19 protein-coding genes are annotated in these 20,015 nt (G+C 68.9%); 10 read left to right on the forward strand and 9 right to left on the reverse strand.

Annotation, left to right across the window (positions count from 1 at the left end; translation table 11 throughout):
* Positions 1–91 precede the first annotated feature (91 nt).
* Positions 92–1,015, forward strand: a complete 924-nt coding sequence (locus tag VEA98_RS00080) for a hypothetical protein (RefSeq protein ID WP_324809836.1) — start codon at positions 92–94, stop codon at positions 1,013–1,015.
* A 47-nt stretch (positions 1,016–1,062) separates the two neighbouring features.
* Here the strand turns inward: VEA98_RS00080 and VEA98_RS00085 are convergent, their stop codons facing one another.
* The gene (locus VEA98_RS00085) at positions 1,063–2,076 is read right to left on the reverse strand and encodes a hypothetical protein (RefSeq protein WP_324809838.1); all 1,014 of its coding nucleotides are present in this window, start codon (positions 2,074–2,076) and stop codon (positions 1,063–1,065) included.
* Positions 2,077–2,384: 308 nt separating this feature from the next.
* Positions 2,385–3,569: a tyrosine-type recombinase/integrase gene (locus tag VEA98_RS00090; protein WP_324809839.1), complete on the reverse strand. Its 1,185-nt coding sequence runs from the start codon at positions 3,567–3,569 to the stop codon at positions 2,385–2,387.
* A 416-nt stretch (positions 3,570–3,985) separates the two neighbouring features.
* On the opposite strand from VEA98_RS00090, the gene VEA98_RS00095 reads away from it, so the two are divergent.
* The 4 genes from VEA98_RS00095 to VEA98_RS00110 all read left to right on the forward strand — a co-directional run bounded on the left by VEA98_RS00095 (position 3,986) and on the right by VEA98_RS00110 (position 8,449).
* Positions 3,986–4,603 (forward strand): hypothetical protein, encoded by a 618-nt coding sequence (locus tag VEA98_RS00095; protein WP_324809842.1) that lies wholly within the window; start codon positions 3,986–3,988, stop codon positions 4,601–4,603.
* A 41-nt stretch (positions 4,604–4,644) separates the two neighbouring features.
* Positions 4,645–6,771, forward strand: coding sequence for a response regulator (locus VEA98_RS00100; protein WP_324809843.1), 2,127 nt, complete (start codon positions 4,645–4,647; stop codon positions 6,769–6,771).
* A gap of 88 nt (positions 6,772–6,859) precedes the next feature.
* On the forward strand, positions 6,860–7,165 hold the full coding sequence (locus tag VEA98_RS00105; protein WP_324809845.1) for an SCP2 sterol-binding domain-containing protein: 306 nt from the start codon (positions 6,860–6,862) through the stop codon (positions 7,163–7,165).
* 75 nt (positions 7,166–7,240) lie between these two features.
* Complete coding sequence (locus tag VEA98_RS00110) at positions 7,241–8,449, forward strand: acyl-CoA dehydrogenase family protein (protein WP_324809847.1); 1,209 nt, start codon at positions 7,241–7,243, stop codon at positions 8,447–8,449.
* Here VEA98_RS00110 and VEA98_RS00115 read toward each other — a convergent pair.
* Complete coding sequence (locus tag VEA98_RS00115) at positions 8,446–9,327, reverse strand: oxygenase MpaB family protein (protein WP_324809849.1); 882 nt, start codon at positions 9,325–9,327, stop codon at positions 8,446–8,448. The two genes, VEA98_RS00110 and VEA98_RS00115, sit on opposite strands and share 4 nt — an antisense overlap.
* A 148-nt stretch (positions 9,328–9,475) precedes the next feature.
* On the opposite strand from VEA98_RS00115, the gene VEA98_RS00120 reads away from it, so the two are divergent.
* Positions 9,476–10,018 carry a cytochrome b gene (locus VEA98_RS00120; RefSeq protein ID WP_324809851.1) on the forward strand — a complete coding sequence of 181 codons (543 nt, stop codon included), beginning with the start codon at positions 9,476–9,478 and terminating at the stop codon, positions 10,016–10,018.
* Here VEA98_RS00120 and trmFO read toward each other — a convergent pair whose 3' ends face one another.
* Positions 10,019–11,407 carry a methylenetetrahydrofolate--tRNA-(uracil(54)-C(5))-methyltransferase (FADH(2)-oxidizing) TrmFO gene (trmFO, locus tag VEA98_RS00125; protein WP_324809853.1) on the reverse strand — a complete coding sequence of 463 codons (1,389 nt, stop codon included), beginning with the start codon at positions 11,405–11,407 and terminating at the stop codon, positions 10,019–10,021.
* A 67-nt stretch (positions 11,408–11,474) separates the two neighbouring features.
* On the opposite strand from trmFO, the gene VEA98_RS00130 reads away from it, so the two are divergent.
* The gene (locus VEA98_RS00130; protein ID WP_324809856.1) at positions 11,475–12,419 is read left to right on the forward strand and encodes a hypothetical protein; all 945 of its coding nucleotides are present in this window, start codon (positions 11,475–11,477) and stop codon (positions 12,417–12,419) included.
* 37 nt (positions 12,420–12,456) lie between these two features.
* Positions 12,457–13,380 carry a hypothetical protein gene (locus VEA98_RS00135; RefSeq protein WP_324809859.1) on the forward strand — a complete coding sequence of 308 codons (924 nt, stop codon included), beginning with the start codon at positions 12,457–12,459 and terminating at the stop codon, positions 13,378–13,380.
* A 13-nt stretch (positions 13,381–13,393) separates the two neighbouring features.
* Here the strand turns inward: VEA98_RS00135 and uvrA are convergent, their stop codons facing one another.
* The 3 genes from uvrA to VEA98_RS00150 all read right to left on the reverse strand — a co-directional run bounded on the left by uvrA (position 13,394) and on the right by VEA98_RS00150 (position 17,434).
* Complete coding sequence (gene uvrA, locus VEA98_RS00140; RefSeq protein ID WP_324809862.1) at positions 13,394–16,300, reverse strand: excinuclease ABC subunit UvrA; 2,907 nt, start codon at positions 16,298–16,300, stop codon at positions 13,394–13,396.
* Positions 16,301–16,467: 167 nt separating this feature from the next.
* Complete coding sequence (locus tag VEA98_RS00145; RefSeq protein WP_324809865.1) at positions 16,468–16,896, reverse strand: hypothetical protein; 429 nt, start codon at positions 16,894–16,896, stop codon at positions 16,468–16,470.
* A gap of 49 nt (positions 16,897–16,945) precedes the next feature.
* Entirely contained in the window at positions 16,946–17,434 is a 489-nt protein-coding gene (locus VEA98_RS00150; RefSeq protein ID WP_324809868.1) for a group III truncated hemoglobin, read from the reverse strand.
* 280 nt (positions 17,435–17,714) lie between these two features.
* Between VEA98_RS00150 and VEA98_RS00155 the strand changes: the two genes are divergently transcribed.
* Positions 17,715–18,668: an ATP-binding cassette domain-containing protein gene (locus VEA98_RS00155; RefSeq protein WP_324809871.1), complete on the forward strand. Its 954-nt coding sequence runs from the start codon at positions 17,715–17,717 to the stop codon at positions 18,666–18,668.
* Positions 18,669–18,676: 8 nt separating this feature from the next.
* Complete coding sequence (locus VEA98_RS00160; protein WP_324809874.1) at positions 18,677–19,294, forward strand: ATP-binding cassette domain-containing protein; 618 nt, start codon at positions 18,677–18,679, stop codon at positions 19,292–19,294.
* Here the strand turns inward: VEA98_RS00160 and VEA98_RS00165 are convergent.
* Positions 19,278–19,721 carry a flagellar basal-body protein FlbY gene (locus tag VEA98_RS00165; RefSeq protein ID WP_324809878.1) on the reverse strand — a complete coding sequence of 148 codons (444 nt, stop codon included), beginning with the start codon at positions 19,719–19,721 and terminating at the stop codon, positions 19,278–19,280. The genes VEA98_RS00160 and VEA98_RS00165 overlap by 17 nt on opposite strands.
* On the reverse strand, positions 19,718–20,014 hold the full coding sequence (locus VEA98_RS00170) for a rod-binding protein (protein WP_324809881.1): 297 nt from the start codon (positions 20,012–20,014) through the stop codon (positions 19,718–19,720). Before VEA98_RS00170 ends, VEA98_RS00165 begins: the two co-directional genes overlap by 4 nt.
* Position 20,015 lies beyond the last annotated feature (1 nt).

Genomic DNA, 20,015 nt, shown 5'->3' on the forward strand with positions numbered 1-20,015 from the left:
TTCTGCGCGCCATTCCCGGTGCCGAGGTGCGGGCCGCCCGGCTGCTGACCGAACGCCGAACCTCGATGGACCCGGAATCTATGAACTGCTCGTGGCGCTCGCTTGGCGGAGGGACGGATGGACGGTCGAGTTCATCCCGGAACAACGCGGCGGGCCCCCCACCCCCGACTTCTTCGCGTCCCGCCCGGCGCGCCGTTGGGCGGTCGAGTGCAAGCGTCTGGAACGGTCGATGTACGCGGTAAATGAGTCGGTTCACGGGGCCCGGCTCGCGAACCCGGTGCATGCGCTCCTCCGCGAGGCCGGTCCGCCGCTCGTCGTTGAAGTGGTCTATGCCGCAGAGCTCCAGGATGTGCCGGACGACTATCTCGTCGATCGCGTACGGGAAGCTCTGGCCGCGCGCCGGGGCGGCTGGGCCGACGCGACCGCGATCGGGCGACTTCGGCGTCCCGACGCGGCGGGGCTCCAGCAGGTCATGGCGCGCGACGACGTCTATTATGGGTCCAAGCGGATGATCCAGCTGACGGCGCGCGCGCTGCAGCCGGAGTGGGACTACAGCTTCTCAGGACGTTGGACGCCGGCGGAGGGGCGCCCCTTCTACGCGACCGACCTGCACCACGCGAGCGTCGTCGGATGGGCCTGTCGAGCGCCGCGCGCCCTTGAGATGAAGTCGGGACACTTCCGGCGGACGCTCGTTCGCGCCGAGCGCCAACTGCCCGCCGATCGGCCCGGGGTAGTGCACATCGGGCTGGAGACGACGGGCGAAGCGCGGGTCGATCGCGAGCGCTTCATGGCCAATCTTATCGAGACTTGGGTCTATCGACCCGAAAATCGCCGGTTCAGATGGGCCAACGTCAACTACTTCCGGTCCGAAGTCTCCCTGGAGCGCGACACGAACTGGGACTTCGACGAGACTTTCGCGCCCCTGAAGATCGGACGACACACCACCCCGCAACCCGTGCCCGGCCAAGCATTGGTCGCGATCGACGGGCCGATCCGGCCAGGAGTGTTCTTCTGAGGCTGCGCCTGAGGACGGCGTGCGGCCAAGATCCGGGTCAACTGCGGTCAAGCCGCGCCCTGGTCGAGATCTGCCTCGGGGTTGCCGGTAAGATGCGAAAACCGCGCCCTGATCGCGGGAAAGCCCGCGACGACCGTCATGATCTCGACTTGGTGGGACGTCTCATAGGCGCGAAGCGCGATCCACTGCTTCCCCACCTTCTCCTCGATCCGATCGCGGCCGAGGCTGGTGACCACCCATTCGATCTTGAGCACCAGTTGAGCCAAGGCCGTGGTCCAAGCCGCGGCCGCGTCGTAGGTGACGACATCGACGATTGGTGCTGCGGGCGATTGCTTCCGGAGATGATCGTGGACGCCGCCGACACGCAGAAGCCCGCGCAGCGCCGAACTCAGCATGTAATGATGGGGTTCGACCGGGTTGAGCCGGAGCGCCACCTTCTCCTGCAGCTTCAGCGCGACGCGCGCCGTCTCCGCATCGAGCGCATCTTCCGACGCCGCCCGATGCAGGGTCGCCGCGGCCGACATTAGTTCGGCGAGATCGTCGCGCAGGCTGTCTATCCACGCCTGCCGCATCCCCATCACGCTTAGCCGGTGTTGTCGCTCGTCGTCGCGGCGTTTGACGTAGACCGCCACCCACGCGCCGCTGACGACGACGGCCAGGGTGGCGAGCGTTCCTAGCCAGGTCAGAACGTCGAAAACCCCGACGGCGTCCGGACCGGGCTGCCGGCCCAGCAGGCTGTTGGCCACGAGGAGGGGCGTGGGGGCGACGAGAAGCAGAAAGCCCGCGCCGATGCGCCGGGCGTCTCCAAGGTCCACGGCGGCGGCGTCGAGGGGCGGCGGGACGGGCTTCAGTCGCCAGGCGGCCGTAAGGCAGGCAATCGCCGCCGCGATCAGCGCGGCGAGATAGAGCCAGTAATCCGGCGCGGCTTCGGCGGCCGCGCCCTTCCCGACGCACAGAAGGGACAGGACGACCGTTGCAGCGAATGACACGCTGAGGCCGGTCCGTCCCCAAAAGGACATTGCGCGCCAACGGTCGGTCTTGAGGGGATTGCTGAAGGCCACGATCGCTTTCGGCTTCGCCGGAACGCCCCGGCATGATCGCCGCAGGTCGCGGCGGAGGCGGCGACGATAGGGCGATCGGTCGCGAGCGCAAGCCGCGCCCCGGCCCCGCCCGGCGTGCGACGGGCTTCTCACTGTGTAGGCCTGATCCGACGCAAAAATCTGACGCGTTGGGCCAAGCACCTTGCAAGCCTGCGCTTGAGCCGATTGCGCTTCACCGCTTGGAACTGGGATCTGCACCAAAGCGGACCCTCTCAATGTCCGAGAAGAGTCAGATACGGACGCAGACGAACGATCAGCAGTGCCGCGGATCAACCGGGGCGACCGCAATGAATTGCCCAGTCCGCCATCAGGAGGCGTCGTTTTTCCAGAGCGTCGCCCCTTCTATATGCCCGCTCCACCTCGCTTCCGACTACGTGCGCCAGCGCGGCCTCGACGACTTCGCGCGGATGGTCGGTGGTTTCGCCGGCCCAGTCACGAAACGTCGAGCGGAAACCGTGCACCGTGTAGGTCAACTGGCCCATGCGGCGTAGGAGCATGTTCATCGCCATGTTCGAGATCGGCTTTTCGCCCGAGCCATCAGGGAACAGGTACTCGCTCTCAATACCGTCGTCCGCCTGCTCAGCGATCAGTTGCTTCACGAGGGCGAGCGCGGCACCGTTCAGCGGGACACGGTGCTCGATCCTGCCCTTCATGCGGTCCGCCGGGACGATCCACACCCGCTTGGCCAGCTCGAACTCAGGTATTCGCGCGCCGATGACCTCGCCTGTCCGGCAGGCAGTTAGGATCGTCAGCTCCAACGACCGAGCCGCAAGTGCCGGTCGGGCCTTCAGTAGCTTCATGAAGTCCGCGATCTCGCCGAACGGCATTGCGGCGTGATGTCCGCGGGTCAGCTTCTGGCGTTTGGGCAGAAGCACTGCGAGATGGCCCTTCCAGCGCGCTGGATTGTCACCAGTCCGCAGGCCCTTCGCCTTCGCGGCGTCGAGAACGCGTTCAATCCTGCCCCGACAGCGAGATGCCGTTTCCGGCTTTGTCGCCCAAATCGGTCGCAAAACGTCAAGGACGTCCTCGGTCGTGATTTTGTCGACGTCAAGCGGCCGAAGGGCCGCTGCATCGACCTCAAGGCTCTGGCTCCATTGGCGCTGGTGTTTTTCGTTCTTCCATTCGCTCTGGATAGACCGCAGCAGCTCGTCAGCAACGTCGCCAAAGGTGTTGCCGCCCACCCTTGTTAGGCGGCGAGCCTCAATCGGATTAATGCCCTTCGCCACTGCCCTTCGAGCGGCGTCCGCCTGCTGCCGTGCCTCGCCCAATGTCGTCGTCAGCAGGCCGCCCAAGCCCATCTGCTTCCTTTTTCCGCGCCACTGGAAAATGAAGCTCCAGCTCTTTGCGCCCGTTGGACCGACTTGGAGATAGAGTCCGCCGCCGTCCGCGTGCAGGCCCGGCGTCTGTAGGCTGGTTACGCCCCTCGGGCTTAAGCGGTTTATTTGTCTGGCCATGCCTGACGATAACAACCGAGCTGCCTCTGTCCAGCGCGAACCCTCAATTGAACCCTAAAGAGCGACGGCGATTGAGTTGGACGTCTCTGGACTGGTGTGGACCGGAAAGGCCTGTCGTGCGGCATTCCGAGGAGGGGCGTCGACCATCATGGACTGCAGTAGACCCGGGTGGATACGCATTCGAACCCCTCCGTCTCCGCCACCTGTTTCGCGCTGTGGCGCTGCGCAGGACGACTGGCCCCGTGCGCCGGAGTGCTACGTCCGGCGACCGCCGTTCATGAAACCGGACGGCCGTCCAGGGATTGCACCCGGGAGTTTCTCGCCGGACGCGTCCCATGTCCCCGCCGCCTCCACATTCCAGTCATGGTGGACCCGCTCTTCGCCGCGCCCTGGCTCGTGTGCGCCGGGGTCACGTCGTGGCCCTGTCCGCCGTGGCGGCCGCGGCCTTCGGCCTGGTGGGGCTTCGCGCCGTCGAACTTCCGGGGCCGCGCCCGGTGACGGACGGCGAGCGCCTGCGCATCGAGGTGGTCCATCCTGTCGAGCCCGAGATCGTTCCCGGGACGCGGATGGACGTCGGCGAACTGGTGGATGGGTTCCAGGGCGTGCCGCCCTCGCCGCCGCCGCTGACGGACGAGGTGATGGCCTACGCCGAAAGCTGGATCGAGGACCTCCCGCCGCTCCCGCCCCCGCCCTGGCGGCGGCCGGTCAGCGATGAACCGGCGGTTCGCGGGGACATGGCCGAGGCCCCGCGTCCGCGCCGCGACGCAGGCCGCTGGTTCGGATTCGACGCGCCCCGGCGGGACTACCAGGCGGAGCGGGCCGCCCGTCGCGCCCGTCTGGAGGCGATGGACCGGCAGGCCCGGGACGAGCGGGAGGCCCGCCGGCGGGAGCGGTCCTGGGGCCGCGACGAGGCCCGCCGCCGCGAGGACTGGCGGGAGGAGCGCGGGGAGGGCCGGCCGTGGGGCGACGCGCCCCCGGACGACGCACGGCCTCCTGATTTCCCCGACCGGGAGTCGTTCACCGGTCCCCAATGATTTTGTGGCAGTGATCGCCGTCCACACGGAGGGGTGGGGCGATGACGACGTTCGGCGTTCGGTGGCGGCTGTACCGCAGGGGCGAGCCGCAGAGGGGCTGGCGCGACGCCGCCGTCCTGTTCGTCGCCTACGCCATCGCCCTGACCGCCGGCGTGCTGTGGTCCCGCTCCGTCGATAACTCGACAGTGTTCTGGGCCGCGAACGGCGTCCTGGCGGGGGGGCTGCTGCTGCTGAAGCCCCGCGTCGGCTGGACCTTCGTCGCGGCCTGCATCTCCCTGAACCTCAGCCTGAACGTGTTCAGCGGCCTGCCGGTCAATCTCAACCTCGCCTTCACGGCGCTGAACCTGGCCTTCTCGGTCGTCATCGCGGTGCTGGTGCGGACATTCTGCGGCGCGGCCCTGGATCTCGGGCGGCTGAGGCGTTTCCTGCCGTTCGTGGCCATCGTCGGCGTGGCGGCGGTGGTCGAGGGCATGATCGGCGCCAGTTTCACCACGCCCGGAAACGCCGGCTGGAGCGTGATCTGGCCGCGCTGGGCGGCCTGCGACGGGGTCGGGATGGTTCTCGCCCTTCCGGCGACCCTGCTGATGATGCGCCGGATCAATCCGCTGTACGCCGGCGCGGCCGGCCCGGTCGAGCGGCTCGTCCTGCTGCTTGGCCTCGGCGTGCTGACGGCGGTGACCTTTTCGCTCTCGGCCCAGCCGTTGATCCTGCTGATCTATCCCGCCGTGCTGTTCGCCGCCTTCCGGCTCGGCGCGGCCTGGGCCTTCCTCTCGATCGGGGTGGTCGGCCAGATCGCCACCGTCCAGACGCTCGCCGACCGTGGCCCGATCGCGGTCTTCGACTCACTGCCACGCTTCACCGAGGTCGGCCTGCTGCATCTGTTCCTCGGCAGCATCCTGCTCACCGCGACGCTGGCCACCAGCGCCTTGGCCGAGCGGATGCGCACGGAGCATCGCGCCCGCCGCAAGGAGGCCTCGGCCGCCGCGGTGCGGGCGCGGAGCGAGCAGATGATCGCCACCCGCGAGCGCTTCCTCGCCGTGGTCAGCCATGAGATCCGTACGCCGCTGAACGGGGTCGCCGGTTTCGCGGGAGCCCTGGCCGCCCGCACGGACCTCGACCCCGAGGCGCGCCGGCAGGCCGAGGCGATCGCCGCCTCGTCGGCGGTGCTCAACACCCTGATCGAGGACATTCTGGACTTCTCGCGCCTGGAGCAGGGTCGTCTGGAGCTGGAGCCCGCGCCGGCTCAGGTGGTCCCCGCTATCGGCGAGGCTGTCGATCGCCATCGCGCCGCCGCCCTGGCCAAGGGGCTGGAGCTGGCCTTCGTCGACGATGGCGCGGCCGCCCCGTGCCACAGCATCGACGCGCGCCGGCTGCGGCAGGTCATCGGCGGACTGGTCGACAATGCGGTCAAGTTTACGAGCGCAGGCTCGGTGACCGTGCGCGTCGCCTTGGCGCCGTCCGCCGACGGACTCGACCGGATGGAGGTCGCCGTCGAGGATACCGGCCCCGGCGTGCCCGAAAGCCGACGCGCGGAGCTGTTCCAGCCCTTCTCGCAACTCGACGCCGGCCTTTCGCGGCGCCAGTCGGGCGCGGGCCTCGGCCTCGCCATGTGTCGCTCGATCGTCGAGCTGATGGGCGGGGAACTGACGTATCAGCCGCGTCAGGGCGGGGGAGCCATCTTCCGCTTCGCCCTCGACCTGCCGGTGGCCGCCTCGCCCGCCGACGCCGTCGACGCCATGGCCGAGACGGAGCGCGCGCCCGTGATCCTGGTCGTCGACGACCATCCCACCAACCGCGAGGTCGCCCGCCTGATCCTGACCTCCTACGGCTGCGAGGTGGTCGAGGCCGACGACGGGGCCTCCGCCGTGGCGGCCGCCGGCGCGGCGGTCTACGACGCCATCCTGATGGACGTCCGCATGCCGGGCATGGATGGTCTGGAGGCGACACGCGCGATCCGCACCTCCGGCGGACCCTGCGCCGGGGTCCCGATCCTCGCGGTCACCGCCGACGTGATGCGGGACGATGTGGAGCGCTGCCGCGCCGCCGGCATGAACGGCCACGTTCCGAAGCCGATCAACCCGGCCCGTCTGATGACGGCCCTGATGACGGTGCTGGACGGCGGCGAGGCCTTCCCGGAAGCCCCCGCCCGGATCGCCGTCGCCGCCTGAGGCCGCTGTTCAACTTGACCTGACGTGATCTTGGCACGCGCTCCCGCGCGGTCTAGGTCGATGGCTCAACCTCGTCAGGAGACGCACCATGGCCGATCTGGCCCAAGTCACCGAACACATCCGCGGCGCCGTGGGCGACAACTCCGGTCTCGGCAAGACCGTGAAGCTGGACCTCGGCGACGCCGGCAGGATCTTCATCGACGGCGCCTCGGTCCCGAACACCGTGACCAATGAGGACAAGCCCGCCGACGCCACCGTCACCATGTCCTGGGACGACTTCATGGCCCTGTCGAACGGCCAGCTCGATCCGATGATGGCCTTCATGCAGGGCAAGCTGAAGATCGCCGGCGACATGATGATCGCCCAGAAGCTGGCCCCGCTGCTGAAGCGCTGAGGCGCGCGGCGAAGGGCTGATTTTCAGCGGCGCGGCTCCGACGGGGCCGCGCCGTTTTCGTATCGGAGCGCGACCATGGACTTCCGCCACAGCGACAGGGCCCTGCACTGGCAGGAACGCGTGCGCCGCTTCATGGACGACAAGGTCCTGCCGCGCGAGGCGGAATACCGGGCCCAGGTCCGCGAGGATCACGCCCGCCAGCCGCCGGCGATGGAGGAGATGAAGGCCCAGGCCCGCGAGGCCGGACTGTGGAACATGTTCCTGCCGGGCGAGCACGGCGCGGGCCTGGCCAACCTGGAATACGCCCCGCTGGCCGAGCTGATGGGCCGCCATCTGTGGTCCGCCGAGGTGTTCAACTGCAACGCCCCCGACACCGGCAACATGGAAGTGCTCCATATGTACGGGAACGCGGCTCAGCAGGACCGCTGGCTAAAGCCGCTGATGGCCGGCGAGATCCGCTCGGCCTTCCTGATGACGGAGCCGGAAGTGGCCTCGTCGGACGCCACCAACATCCAGACCCGCATCGTCCGCGACGGCGACCACTACGTCATCAACGGCCGCAAATGGTGGTCGACCAACATGGCCCACCCGAACGTCGCGGTGACCATCGTCATGGGCAAGACCGACCCCGACGCCGCCACCCACGCCCAGCAGAGCCAGATCATCGTCCCAGTCGATGCGCCCGGCTTCCGCGTCGAGCGGATGCTGTCGGTGTTCGGCTATGACGAGCGGCCCATCGGGCACGCCGAGGTGGTGCTGGAAAGCGTCCGCGTCCCGGTCGAAAACCTCATCGCCGGCGAGGGGCGGGGCTTCGAGATCGCCCAGGGCCGGCTCGGACCCGGCCGCATTCACCACTGCATGCGCGTCATCGGCGCCGCCGAGCGGGCGCTGGAGCTGATGTGCGAACGGCTGCTGTCGCGCACCGCCTTCCGCAAGACCATCGCCGAGCACTCGGTCTGGGAACAGCGCGTCGCCGAGGCCCGCACCGAGATCGAGATGTGCCGCCTGCTGGTGCTCAAGGCCGCCTGGATGATGGACAACGGCGGGGCCAAGAACGCCAGGTCGGAAATCGCCCAGATCAAGGTCGCCGCCCCGCGCATGGCGCTCAAGGTCATCGACGACGCCATCCAGGCCTTCGGCGGCGCCGGCGTTTCGGCCGACACCCCATTGGCCGAGATGTACGCCATGGTCCGCACCCTGCGCATCGCCGACGGCCCCGACGAGGTCCACAACCGCGCCATCGCCCGGCTGGAGTATGCCAAGCACGGCGGCCGGGGCGGCTAGAACGACGTCACGCCCTTTGGATGCACGCGCCGGTTCGGCGAGCCGTCGAAGGCCCAGCGGAGGAACCGCGCGGTCGTCAGGGCTCCGCTCTGCACCAACGTCGTCGGCAGGGCCCGCGGCTGGCGGTGCATGGCCCGCGCCCAGCCGGGCAGCAGGTCCATTCCGGCCTGCATGATCACGCCCGCCGCCATGTCGACCACAGGCATGCCGACCGTCTGGCGCATGACAAGGGCCGCCACCTCGTGCGTGCGGGCGTCCGCGCGCAGCCTCGCTCGGAACGACTGGATCAGCGCCTCCGCTTCGGCACGACTGCGCGGCACGGGATCGGCGTGCAGCGCCTCGCCGATCCGCGCGGTCTCGGCGAAATAGGCGTCCTGCTCGGCCAGCGGCATCCGCGGCTCGGCGTACCGGATCCAGGCGTCGAGAAAGCTGATCGTCTCGGTGACGTGCACCCACGCGAGGAGTTCGGGGTCCGACACCCGGTACGGCGTCCCATCCGGCAGCACGCCTTTCAGCTTCCGGTGAATCCGGTTGACCCGGTCGATCGCCGCCCGGCCCTCCTCGGCGTGATCATAGGTCGTGACCGCGATGAATTTGGCCGTCCGCCGCAGCCGCCCGTGCATGTCGGCGCGGAAATCCGAGTGATCCCACACCCCCGCCAGCACGGCCGGATGCAGCATCTGCAGCAGCAGGCCCGAGACGCCGCCGACCATCATCGTGGTCACATCGCCGTTGACCTTCCACGCGACCGAGTCCGGCGGGAACAGCGCGTCTGCCCGGCGCAGCACCGGGCGCTCGCCCTTCTCGGCGTCGTTGAAGACCTCGGTGATCTTCTGGCGGACGGCGGCGCGGACGGGGGAGGTGAGGGACGCCTTCATGAAACCCTCTCTATCGCCTTGCTGCCGCAACCGAAACGCGGCGGGAAGGCGAAACCGGAGAAGGCTCCGGCCCCCCGATCATTGCTCTGGCGCAAAGACGCCCGGCCGCCGCCGGCGCAGCCTCCAGCGTGACATGGCGGAGAGCCTCATGAGCGCGGTTGCTGTCGACTCGATCCCACGGCCGTACAGCCGACTGTCCATCGGCCTGCATTGGCTGATGCTGCTCCTGCTGGTGGCGGTCTATGCCGTCATTCTGCTGCGTCATGAGTTTCCGCGGGGCAGCGACGTCCGTGAGGCCCTGAAGGCCTGGCACTTCAGCCTCGGGCTGGCCGTCTTCATCCTCGTCGGCTTGCGGGCGGTCGCCCGGCTGCTGCACCGGGCGCCGCCGAGGGCCCATGACTGGAACGAGCGCGTCGCCGGCGCGATGCACCTGGCGCTGTATGGCTTCATGATCGCCATGCCGCTGCTGGGCTGGGTCATCCTCAGCGCCGAGGGCGAGCCGGTCCGTCTGTTCGGCCTGGCCCTCCCTGCGCTGACGGGGTCGAACGAGGCCCTGGCCGAACGGGCGGAAACGATCCACGAGATGCTCGGAACAATCGGCTACTGGCTTGTCGGCCTGCACACGGCGGCGGCCTTGTTCCACCACTACCGGCTCCGGGACGGTGTCCTCGCACGCATGGGCGTCCGCTGATCAGCCCGCGTCTCTCCAGGTCTTCAGCGCCGCGATGGCCCGCTCGCTCATCAGCCGTTTCTTCGCCCGTCCGCGGTCCTTCGGATTGATCCGCTTGCCCTCGGCGTCGACCTTCGGCGCCTCGAGCGGCGGCAGCAGGCCGTAGTTGATGTTCATCGGCTGGAATTTGGACCCTTCCAGATGACCGCCGGTGATGTGCTCGACCAGAGCGCCCATCGCCGTCTCCGGCGGGGGCGGGGCGAGGTCCCGACCCAGCGCCTGCGCCGCCGCCAGCCGCCCGGTCAGCAGCCCCATGGCGGCGCTCTCGACATAGCCCTCGACGCCCGTGACCTGACCCGCGAAGCGAAGGCGCGGCAGGGCCTTCAGGCGCAGCTGGCGGTCGAGCAGCTTCGGCGAGTTGAGGAAGGTGTTGCGGTGCAGCCCGCCCAGCCGCGCGAACTGGGCGTCCTGCAGGCCCGGGATCATGCGGAACACCTCGGCCTGCGCCCCGTGCTTAAGCTTGGTCTGGAAGCCGACCATGTTGAACAGAGTGCCGAGCGCGTTGTCCTGACGCAGCTGGACGATGGCGTGCGCCTTGACCTGCGGGTCGCGCGGATTGGTCAGGCCGACCGGCTTCATCGGACCGTGACGCAGGGTCTCGCGGCCGCGCTCGGCCATCACCTCGATGGGCAGGCAGCCGTCGAAATAGGGGACGTTCTCCCAATCCTTGAACTCGGCCTTGGGCCCCGCGAGCAAGGCGTCGATGAAGGCCTCGTACTGCTCCCTGTTCATCGGGCAGTTGACGTAGGCGGCGGCGTCCCCGCCTGGGCCTTCCTTGTCGTAGCGCGACTGCCGCCAGGCGATGTCGAAGTCGATCGAGTCGGCGTGCACGATGGGGGCGATGGCGTCGAAGAAGCTGAGGCTCTCCTCGCCGGTCGTCTTCAGGATGGCGTCGGCGAGGGCGGGGGAGGTGAGCGGCCCGGTGGCGACGATGACATTGTCCCAGTCCTCGGGCGGCAGGCCGGCGATCTCCTCACGCACGATCGTGACCAGCGGGTGAGCCTGCAGCTTCGCCGTCACGGCCTGCGAAAAGCCCTCGCGGTCCACGGCCAGCGCGCCTCCGGCGGGCACCTGATTGAGGTCGCCGCAGGCCATGATGACCGAATCCAGCGCGCGCATCTCGGCGTGCAGCAGGCCGACGGCGTTGTACTCCCAGTCGTCCGAGCGGAACGAGTTGGAGCAGACCAGTTCGGCCAGTCCGTCGGTGTGGTGGGCGTCGGTCTTCACCCCGGGCACGCCGCGCATCTCGTGCAGGATGACGGGCACGCCGGCCTGGGCAATCTGCCAGGCGGCCTCGGAACCGGCGAGGCCGCCGCCGATGACATGGATGGGGGAGGGGCGTTCCGTCATGCGCGGCTTCTAGCGGCGCGGGGCGATCTGGGCTAGCGTCCGGCCCGGGGAAATACGGAGGGGGCGCATGGCGGATTTCTCGATCGGTACGTCTATCGGCGATGCATTCGGGCTGGTGAAGCGACGCCCGTTGTCGGTTTTCATCTGGGGACTGCTGATGCTGGCGCCGGTCTTCGGCAGCATGGCCCTGGTCTTCCCGATGATGGCGGAGATGTTCGCCGGGATGGAGGCGGCGGACTGGGAGCACGACGCTGCTCCCTTCGCGGACCCGACCTTCGCCCGCATGATGCAGTTTCAGATGGCCTCCCTGCTGGGCAATGTCGTCCAGTTGGTGGTCATGGCGGTGGTCTACACCGCCATCTTCCGCGCTGTGCTGCGGCCGCGCGAGAGGGCCTTCTTCTCGTTGCGGCTGGGTATGGATGAACTCCGGGTCGCCGTGGTCGGCCTGGCCATCGGCGTCGCGCTCTACATCGTCATGCTCATCGCCGTGCTGGCCTGTGTGGCGCTGGGTGTCGGCCTCGGCTTCCAGGACGCGGGCCTGGGCGTTCTCGTGGCCGTGCTGCTGGGCATCGCGCTGTTCCTGGCGGTCTGCTGGCTGCTGGCCCGGGTCAGCCTGATGGCGCCGGCCAGCGTGCTGTATCGCGACTTCGCCTTCGTTCAGGGCTGGCGGCTGGCCCGCGACAAGGGATGGCCGCTGTTCGGCATGATGCTGTTGATCTTCCTCATCGCCATCGTGATCGAGGCCATCGGCTTCATCCTCGTGGCGCTGGCCTTTTCGGGGGCCTTCATGACGATGAGCGCGGCCGCGATCGACGGCGGCAACCCCTTCGCGTCGATGAACGACTGGATCGCGGCCCATTGGTACTGGGCGGTGGTCGGCGGGCTGGTGTTCTCGCTGATCTATGGCGTGGTGCTGACGCTCTGCGCTGCGCCGTTCGCCTCGGCCTGCCGGCAACTGGCCGACGACTCCACTGCGCCCGCCGACGACGGGCCGGCGTCCTCCGCCGTTTGAATTGAACCAGCACCGACCCGGAAAGAAGGAGCGAACCATGGCGTTTTCCGCGACCGAGGCGGCGTTTGAGGGCTTCCGCCTCGTCCGCCGCAACCCGCTGGTCCTGGTGGCGTGGACGGTGCTCTACGCCGTCGTCAGCCTGGCCGCGCTGTTCGCCATGGCTCCGGTGGTCGAGCAACTGGTCGGCTGGCAGGAGGAGGCCAGGACGCTGCGCGAGGGCGCCGAGCCGGGCATCGACGCCGTGTGGTCGATGATGGCCGAATTCGGCGGGATCATGATTCAGATGGCATGGCTGATTCCGGTCGCCATGGTGGTGGAAGCCATGATGGCCGCCGCCGTCGCCCGCGGCGTCCTGCGACCCCGGAACGGCGCCTTCGGCTACCTGTCGCTGGGCATGGACGAAGTCCGGGTGCTGGTCGTGACCTTCGTGCTCGGCCTGTTCATGATCCTGGCCTGCGTGGCGGTCTCGGTGGCTTTCGGGGTGGTCGTCGCCGCCGCCAGATCGGCCGGCGCCGGGGGCTGGATCGGCCTGATTGTCTTCCTGGGCCTGCTGGCCGGCGTCTGGCTGCTGATCTGGCTGGCGGTGCGCCTGTCCCTGGCCGTGCCGATCACCGTGGCCGAACAGCGCTTCGCCTTCTTCGATTCGTTCGCCCTGACAAAGGGCCGCTTCTGGCCGCTTCTGGGGATGGCCGTCATCGCCATCGTCATGGTCATCATCATCGAACTGCTGTCCTCGATCGTCAGCATGCCCGTCGGCGTGATGTCGGGGCTGGAGTCGCCTGCGTGGGGCAGCAATCCCAGTCCCGAGCATCTGCGGGCCATGCTGGATTCCAGCAATCCGTGGGTGATCCTCAGCGTCGTGATCGAGTCGGTGGTCAAGGCGCTGACCGTGGGGGTGATCTACGCGCCCTTCGCCGCCGCCTACCGGGGCATCAAGGGCGCGCAGGCGCCGGCCGGCTGATCCGGGGCGGGCCTCAGGCCCGCTTCTTCAGCGCCGTGACCCGCGCCTTGCGGCGGTCCTCGTGCCGGTCCAGCACCTCCTTGAGGTATTTGCCGGTCCAGCTCTTCGGATTGGCCGCGACCTGTTCGGGCGTGCCGACGGCGACGATCTCCCCGCCGCCGTCGCCGCCCTCGGGACCGAAGTCGAGCAGCCAGTCGGCGACCTTGATGACGTCGAGATTGTGCTCGATCACCACGATGGTGTTGCCGTTCTCGACCAGCTCCTGAAGCACCTCAAGCAGCTTGCGGGTGTCCTCGAAATGCAGGCCGGTGGTCGGCTCGTCGAGGATGTAGAGGGTCTTGCCGGTGGCCCGTTTGGACAGCTCCTTGGAGAGCTTGACCCGCTGGGCCTCGCCGCCTGACAGGGTGGTCGCCGACTGGCCGACCTTGACGTAGCCGAGGCCGACCCGGTTCAGGGTCAGCATCTTGTCGCGGATCGAGGGCACCGCCTTGAAGAAGCTGGCGGCTTCTTCAACCGTCATGTCCAGAACGTCGGATATGCTCTTGCCCTTGAAGACGATTTCCAGCGTTTCGCGATTGTAGCGCCTGCCCTTGCAGACGTCGCAGGTGACGTAGACGTCGGGCAGGAAATGCATCTCGATCTTGATCAGTCCGTCGCCCTGGCAGGCTTCGCAGCGGCCGCCCTTGACGTTGAAGCTGAACCGGCCGGGACCATAGCCGCGCGCTTTCGACTCCGGCAGGCCGGCGTACCAGTCGCGGATCGGGCCGAAGGCGCCGGTGTAGGTGGCGGGGTTTGAGCGCGGGGTGCGGCCGATGGGCGACTGGTCGATGTCGATGACCTTGTCGAACATCTCCAGCCCCTCGATCCGGTCGAACGGGGCGGGGGCGTCGGAGGCGTTGTGCAGCCGGCGGGCGGCGGCCTTGTACAGGGTCTCGATGGTGAAGGTCGACTTGCCGCCGCCGGACACGCCGGTGACGCAGGTGAACAGGCCGGCGGGGATTTCGCCGGTGACGCCCTTCAGATTGTTGCCGGTCGCGCCGCTGATCCTCAGCATCCGCTTGCGGTCGACGGGGCGGCGGCCTTCCGGCGGCAGTTCGATCTCGCGCTCACCGGTCAGGTATTTGCCGGTCAGGGAGTTCGGGTTGGCCATGACGTCGGCAGGGGTGCCCTGGGCGCAGACCTCGCCGCCGTGAATGCCGGCGGCCGGGCCCATGTCGATGACGTAGTCGGCCGTCAGGATGGCCTCTTCGTCGTGTTCGACCACCAGCACGGAGTTGCCGAGGTCGCGCAGGCCGCGCAGGCTTTCCAGCAGACGGGAGTTGTCGCGCTGGTGCAGGCCGATCGACGGCTCGTCCAGCACATAAAGGACGCCGGTCAGGCCCGAGCCGATCTGCGACGCCAGCCGGATGCGCTGGCTCTCGCCGCCGGACAGGGTGCCCGAGGCGCGCGACAGGTTGAGGTAGTCCAGCCCGACATTGTTCAGGAAGCGCAGCCGGTCTGTGATCTCCTTCAGGATCCGCCGGGCGATCTCCATCTGCTTGTCGGTCAGCTTGCCGTCGAGAGCGGTGAACCACTCGTGGGCGTGCTTGATCGACAGCCATGACACCGTCGCGATGTCCTCGCCGGCGATCTTGACCGCAAGCGCCTCGGGCTTCAGTCGCTTGCCGCCGCAGGCCTCGCACGGCGTCTCGGACTGGAACCGTCCCAACTCCTCGCGCACCCAGGCGCTGTCCGTCTCGCGCCACCGGCGTTCGAGGTTCGGCAGCACGCCCTCGAAGGCCTTGGTGGTCTCATAGGTGCGGGCGTTGTCGTCGTAGGTGAATTTGATCTTCTCCCCGCCCGAGCCGTGCAGGATCACCTGCTGCGACTTCTCCGGCAGCTCGCGCCACGGCTTGTCCATCGAGAAGCCGTAGTGGCGGCTCAGCGACTGCAGGGTCTGGGTGTAGAGCGGCGACGGGCCGCGCGACCACGGGGCGATGGCCCCCTTGTGCAGGGTTTTGTCGCGATCCGGCACGACCAGATCGGCGTCGAAGGCCAGTTTGACGCCGAGGCCGTCGCAGACCGGACAGGCGCCGAACGGATTGTTGAACGAGAACAGCCGCGGCTCGATCTCGCTGATCGTGAAGCCGGAGACCGGGCAGGCGAATTTCTCGGAGAAGGTCAGGCGGCGCGGCTCCTTCTCTCCCTCGGCCGCATTGGCCCACTCCGCCACGGCGATGCCGTCGGCCAGGCCCAGCGCGGTCTGCAGGCTGTCGGCGTAGCGGCTCTCCAGTCCCGCCTTGGTGACGATCCGGTCCACGACGATGTCGATGTCGTGCTTGAACTTCTTGTCGAGCGCGGGCGCGTCCTCGATGGCGTAGAACTCGCCGTCGATCTTGACCCGCTGGAAGCCCGAGCGTTGCCACTCGGCCATCTCCTTCTTGTACTCGCCCTTGCGGCCGCGAACGACCGGGGCCAGCAGCAGGATGCGCTCGCCGTCGGGAAGGGCGGTCAGCTTGTCGACCATCATGGAGATGGTCTGGCTCTCGATCGGCAGGCCGGTGGCCGGTGAATAGGGCACGCCGACCCGCGCCCACAGCAGGCGCATGTAGTCGTGGATCTCGGTCACCGTGCCGACGGTGGAGCGCGGGTTCTTCGAGGTGGTCTTCTGCTCGATCGAGATGGCCGGCGACAGGCCCTCGATCAGGTCCACGTCCGGCTTGCCCATCAGCTCCAGGAACTGGCGGGCGTAGGCGCTCAGGCTCTCGACATAGCGGCGCTGGCCCTCGGCGTAGATGGTGTCGAACGCCAGCGACGACTTCCCGGACCCCGAGAGCCCGGTCATCACGACCAGCTGCTCGCGCGGGATGTCGAGATCGACGCCCTTGAGATTGTGCTCGCGCGCGCCGCGCACGCGGATGAAGTTGTGCTTTTCGGTCATGAGGCCTGAAGGCTTGGGAGTCCGGGAACGCGGAGCGGCCGGGCAAGCTCCGGCGCGACAGCGCTATATGGGGATTGGTTCGCGGGATTCAGCAAGAACAATGTAGGAACAAAACACCCGCGGCGCCAGTCTGCTGCCAGAATCTGGCGCGGCCGCGCACGGCGACCCTACTGATCGAGGAAATCGCCGGCGTTGAAGGTGATGACGCAGCGATGGTCCGCGTCGCCGGCCGCCGAGCAGGAATCGACCCCGAACATATTGGCCTGGACCTTCGCCGTGGACCGGTAGCTGCGGCCGTCATGCTGGAAGGCTGAGTCGATCTGTGCGCTCCAGGGGCCGAGCGCCTCGTAGAAGGCGCGCGCCGGAGCGCCCGTGCAGGTGAACAGGAGCAGTTCGTCGCCGCCGCCGTCGGCGGCACGGCGGTAGCTGCCGGTTTCCGCCGCCTGCCGGAAGCAGTCGGCGTAGAGCCGGGCGTGGGGCGGGGCGGGGTCTCCGACGATCGGCGCATAGTCGGGCGACGCCGCCGCGGGGGCAGGGGCGTGGGCGCAGGCCGTGGCGAGCGAGCCGGCGACGGCGACGAGAGCGAAACGGCGCATGGCAAATCCTTTGCGCCCACCGTGCCACGCTCCTGCGGCCATGGCCACGCTAGTCGATCGGCGTCCACGCCTCCGTCGGCCTCAGGTAGCGCTCACCTCTGCCCAGCAGCACGCCGTTAGCGCCGGCGATGCCAAGTTCGAGGCTTTCGGCGATGCGCCGCGCCCGTTCGATGAAGTGGTCGGCGGCGGCGGGCGGGCAGAGATCCCGCGCGGTCGCCTCGAACAGCTCCAGCCAGCGGTCGAAATGGCGCGCGTCGACCGGCAGCGGCAGGTGTTTCGGCATCGGCCGCCCGTGATAGACGCCGCTCATCAAGGCCACCGACGACCAGAACAGCCGCATCTGCTCCAGGTGAGGGCCCCAGTCGCTGATCCGCTCGTTGAACACCGGACCGATCAGCGGATCGGCGCGCACCCGGTCGTAGAAGCCGTCGACCAGCTGCGCGATCATGGCCTCGTCGATGCCGGTTTCGGCCCGGATCTGATCGACGATCGCGGCGCGACGGCCGGCGGCGTCCTGGGGATCGGCGGGTTGACTCATGACCGCGATGTAGGACGCGAGGGCGGCCCCGAACAGCGTCCGCGGCGTCGCAGCTCCGGTTTTGATCGCGGCCGGTAACGGCTTCGTCAGCGGGCCCTCTCGGCGAAATTGCTTGCGAAGCCGGGACATCGCACCCATCCTCCTGCTTCGAGTGAGTTCACTGGAGGCCCGACGAACATGATCAGCGCACTGGGAATTGGTTTCGCCCTTTCCGCTTCGCTGCTCGCGTTGGTCCATGTCCTCACCCAGCCTCGCCCCAAGCCCGTCCCCATCCGCATTCGTGACGCTCGATCGCGTCGCGGCCCGGACGCCTGACGGCCACACCCTTTTCTCAGACCTGAGCCTCGCCTTCGGGCGTGAGCGCACGGGCCTTGTCGGGCGCAACGGCGCCGGCAAGACCACGCTGCTGCGTCTGGTCGCCGGCCTGTCCGAACCCGCGGAGGGGGCCGTCGCGCGCGCCGGCACGGTCGGCTGGCTCGAACAGAGGCGCGAGCCGCGGCCGGGCGAGACGGTCCTCGACCTGCTCGGCGTGGCCGCCGCCATGGCCGTGGTGCGGCGGGTGCTCGCCGGCGAGGGAACCGCGGACGATCTCGATCGCGCCGACTGGACGCTGGAAACACGGATCGAAGCCGCACTCGCCGACGTGGGCCTGCCCGGTCTCGACTCGGAGCGGGAGGCCGCATCCCTCAGCGGGGGCGAACAGACGCGCCTCCGTCTGGCCGCCCTGCTGCTCGAAGCCCCCGACCTGCTGGTGCTGGACGAACCGACCAACCATCTCGACGTCAAGGGTCGGGCGGCGATCGCCGACCTGTTGGGCCGCTGGAAGGGCGGCGCCCTCGTCGTCAGCCACGATCGCGCCCTGCTGCGGCGGATGGACCGGATCGTCGAGCTCTCAAGTCTCGGCGCCGCCGTGCATGGCGGCAATTACGACCTGTACGCCGAGCGCAAGGCGGCGGAACGGGCGGCGGCGGAACGCGACCTCGATGTGGCCGAACGGAACGCCGCCCAGGCAGCGCGGGAGAGCCAGAGGGGCGTGGAGAAGAAGGCCCGCCGCGACAAGGCCGGTCGCGCTTTCGCGGCAGGAAGTCCGAGCCGAAGATCCTGCTGGGCGCCATGGCCGAGCGGGCGGAAAACTCGGGCGCGCGCGAAAACCTGCTGGCGCAACGTCGCGCGGCGGCGGCCGAAGCCGAGCTCAACGAGGCGCGCGAGCGGGTCGAGCGGGTCCGAGCGCTGAGCATCCCGATGCCGTCCACGGGCCTGTCGGCGGGCAAGATGGTGTTGTCGCTGGACGGGGCGGCGTGGGACGCCCCGGACGGGCGGCGCATCGTCGGGCCCGTGTCGCTCAAGCTGACCGGTCCGGAGCGGGTGGCGATCACCGGCCCCAACGGCGCCGGCAAGACGACCCTGCTGAAATTGATCTCCGGCCAGTTGAAGCCGACCTCGGGCCGGGTCGAGCGCCCCGTCGCCGCGGCGCTGCTGGATCAGGAGACGGCGCTGCTGCGGCCGGACGAGACCCTGATCGAGGCCTGGAGACGCCTGAACCCGGAGGCGACGCCGAACGACGCCCACGCGGCCCTGGCCCGCTTCCTGTTCCGCAACACGGCGGCGCAGCGGATCGTCCGCACTCTGTCAGGCGGCGAAAGGCTGCGCGCGGCCCTGGCCTGCGTCATGACCGGCGCCCGTCCGCCGCAGCTGCTGGTCCTTGACGAGCCGACGAACCACCTCGACCTCGACTCGATCGCCGCGGTCGAGGCGGCGTTGACCGCTTGGGATGGGGCCATGATCGTGGTCAGCCACGACCCGGAGTTCCTGCACGCCATCGGCGTGGAGCGGACGCTTGAGCTCAGGCCGTCCGGTTGAAGGCGACGGCGCGGCCGTCTCCGGCGTTGGCCCGGCCGCTGGCGCCATAGGCCGAGGGGCTGCCGCGCTGGGCGGCGACCTCGGCGGCGATGGTCTTGACCAGGCCCTCGGAGATGATCCGCGCCGCCTCGATGGCGCGCGAGTGGCGGCTCAGCACCGCCTCGAACGCCTCTGTGACCCGGATCAGGGCCTTGCGGTCGCTCGCAGGGGCGGCGGCCAGCACGGCCGGATTGGCCTTCACCTGCGCCGACTCGCGGCGGTAGGCGTTCGCAAGATCCTGGGTCCCGGCCAGGGTGGCGGCGGCGTCTTGCGGCCGATGCGCCTCGAAGGCTTTGGCTTCGGCGCCGAGGCTGGCGGTCAGCCGCTCGGTCAGGTCGATCAGCTGGCGCACCCGGGCCGTGGCGTTCAGTTCGGCGGTTCCGGTCATTGGCTCTGCTCCTGCATCTTCACCATCTGGGCGAGGACCTGATCGGCGAGGCCGACGCCGCCGGCCTTGACGGTCTGCTTGGCCATGGCCTCGATCATGAAGCTGCGCCACGTGCCCTCGGCCTCGCCGCCGCCGAACGGGCCGTCGGTGGAGAGGCCCTCGAACATCGGCTTCAGCATCTGGGCGAGGAAGGAGGCCTCGAAGGCCTGCGCGGTTTCCTGCATCCGGGCGGTGGCGACGGGCGCCGCCGGCGTCGGCTGGAGCAGGGCGGGGGAGACGGCCAGGTCGCTCATG

This window comes from Brevundimonas sp., assembly GCF_035627055.1.
GTDB lineage: Bacteria > Pseudomonadota > Alphaproteobacteria > Caulobacterales > Caulobacteraceae > Brevundimonas.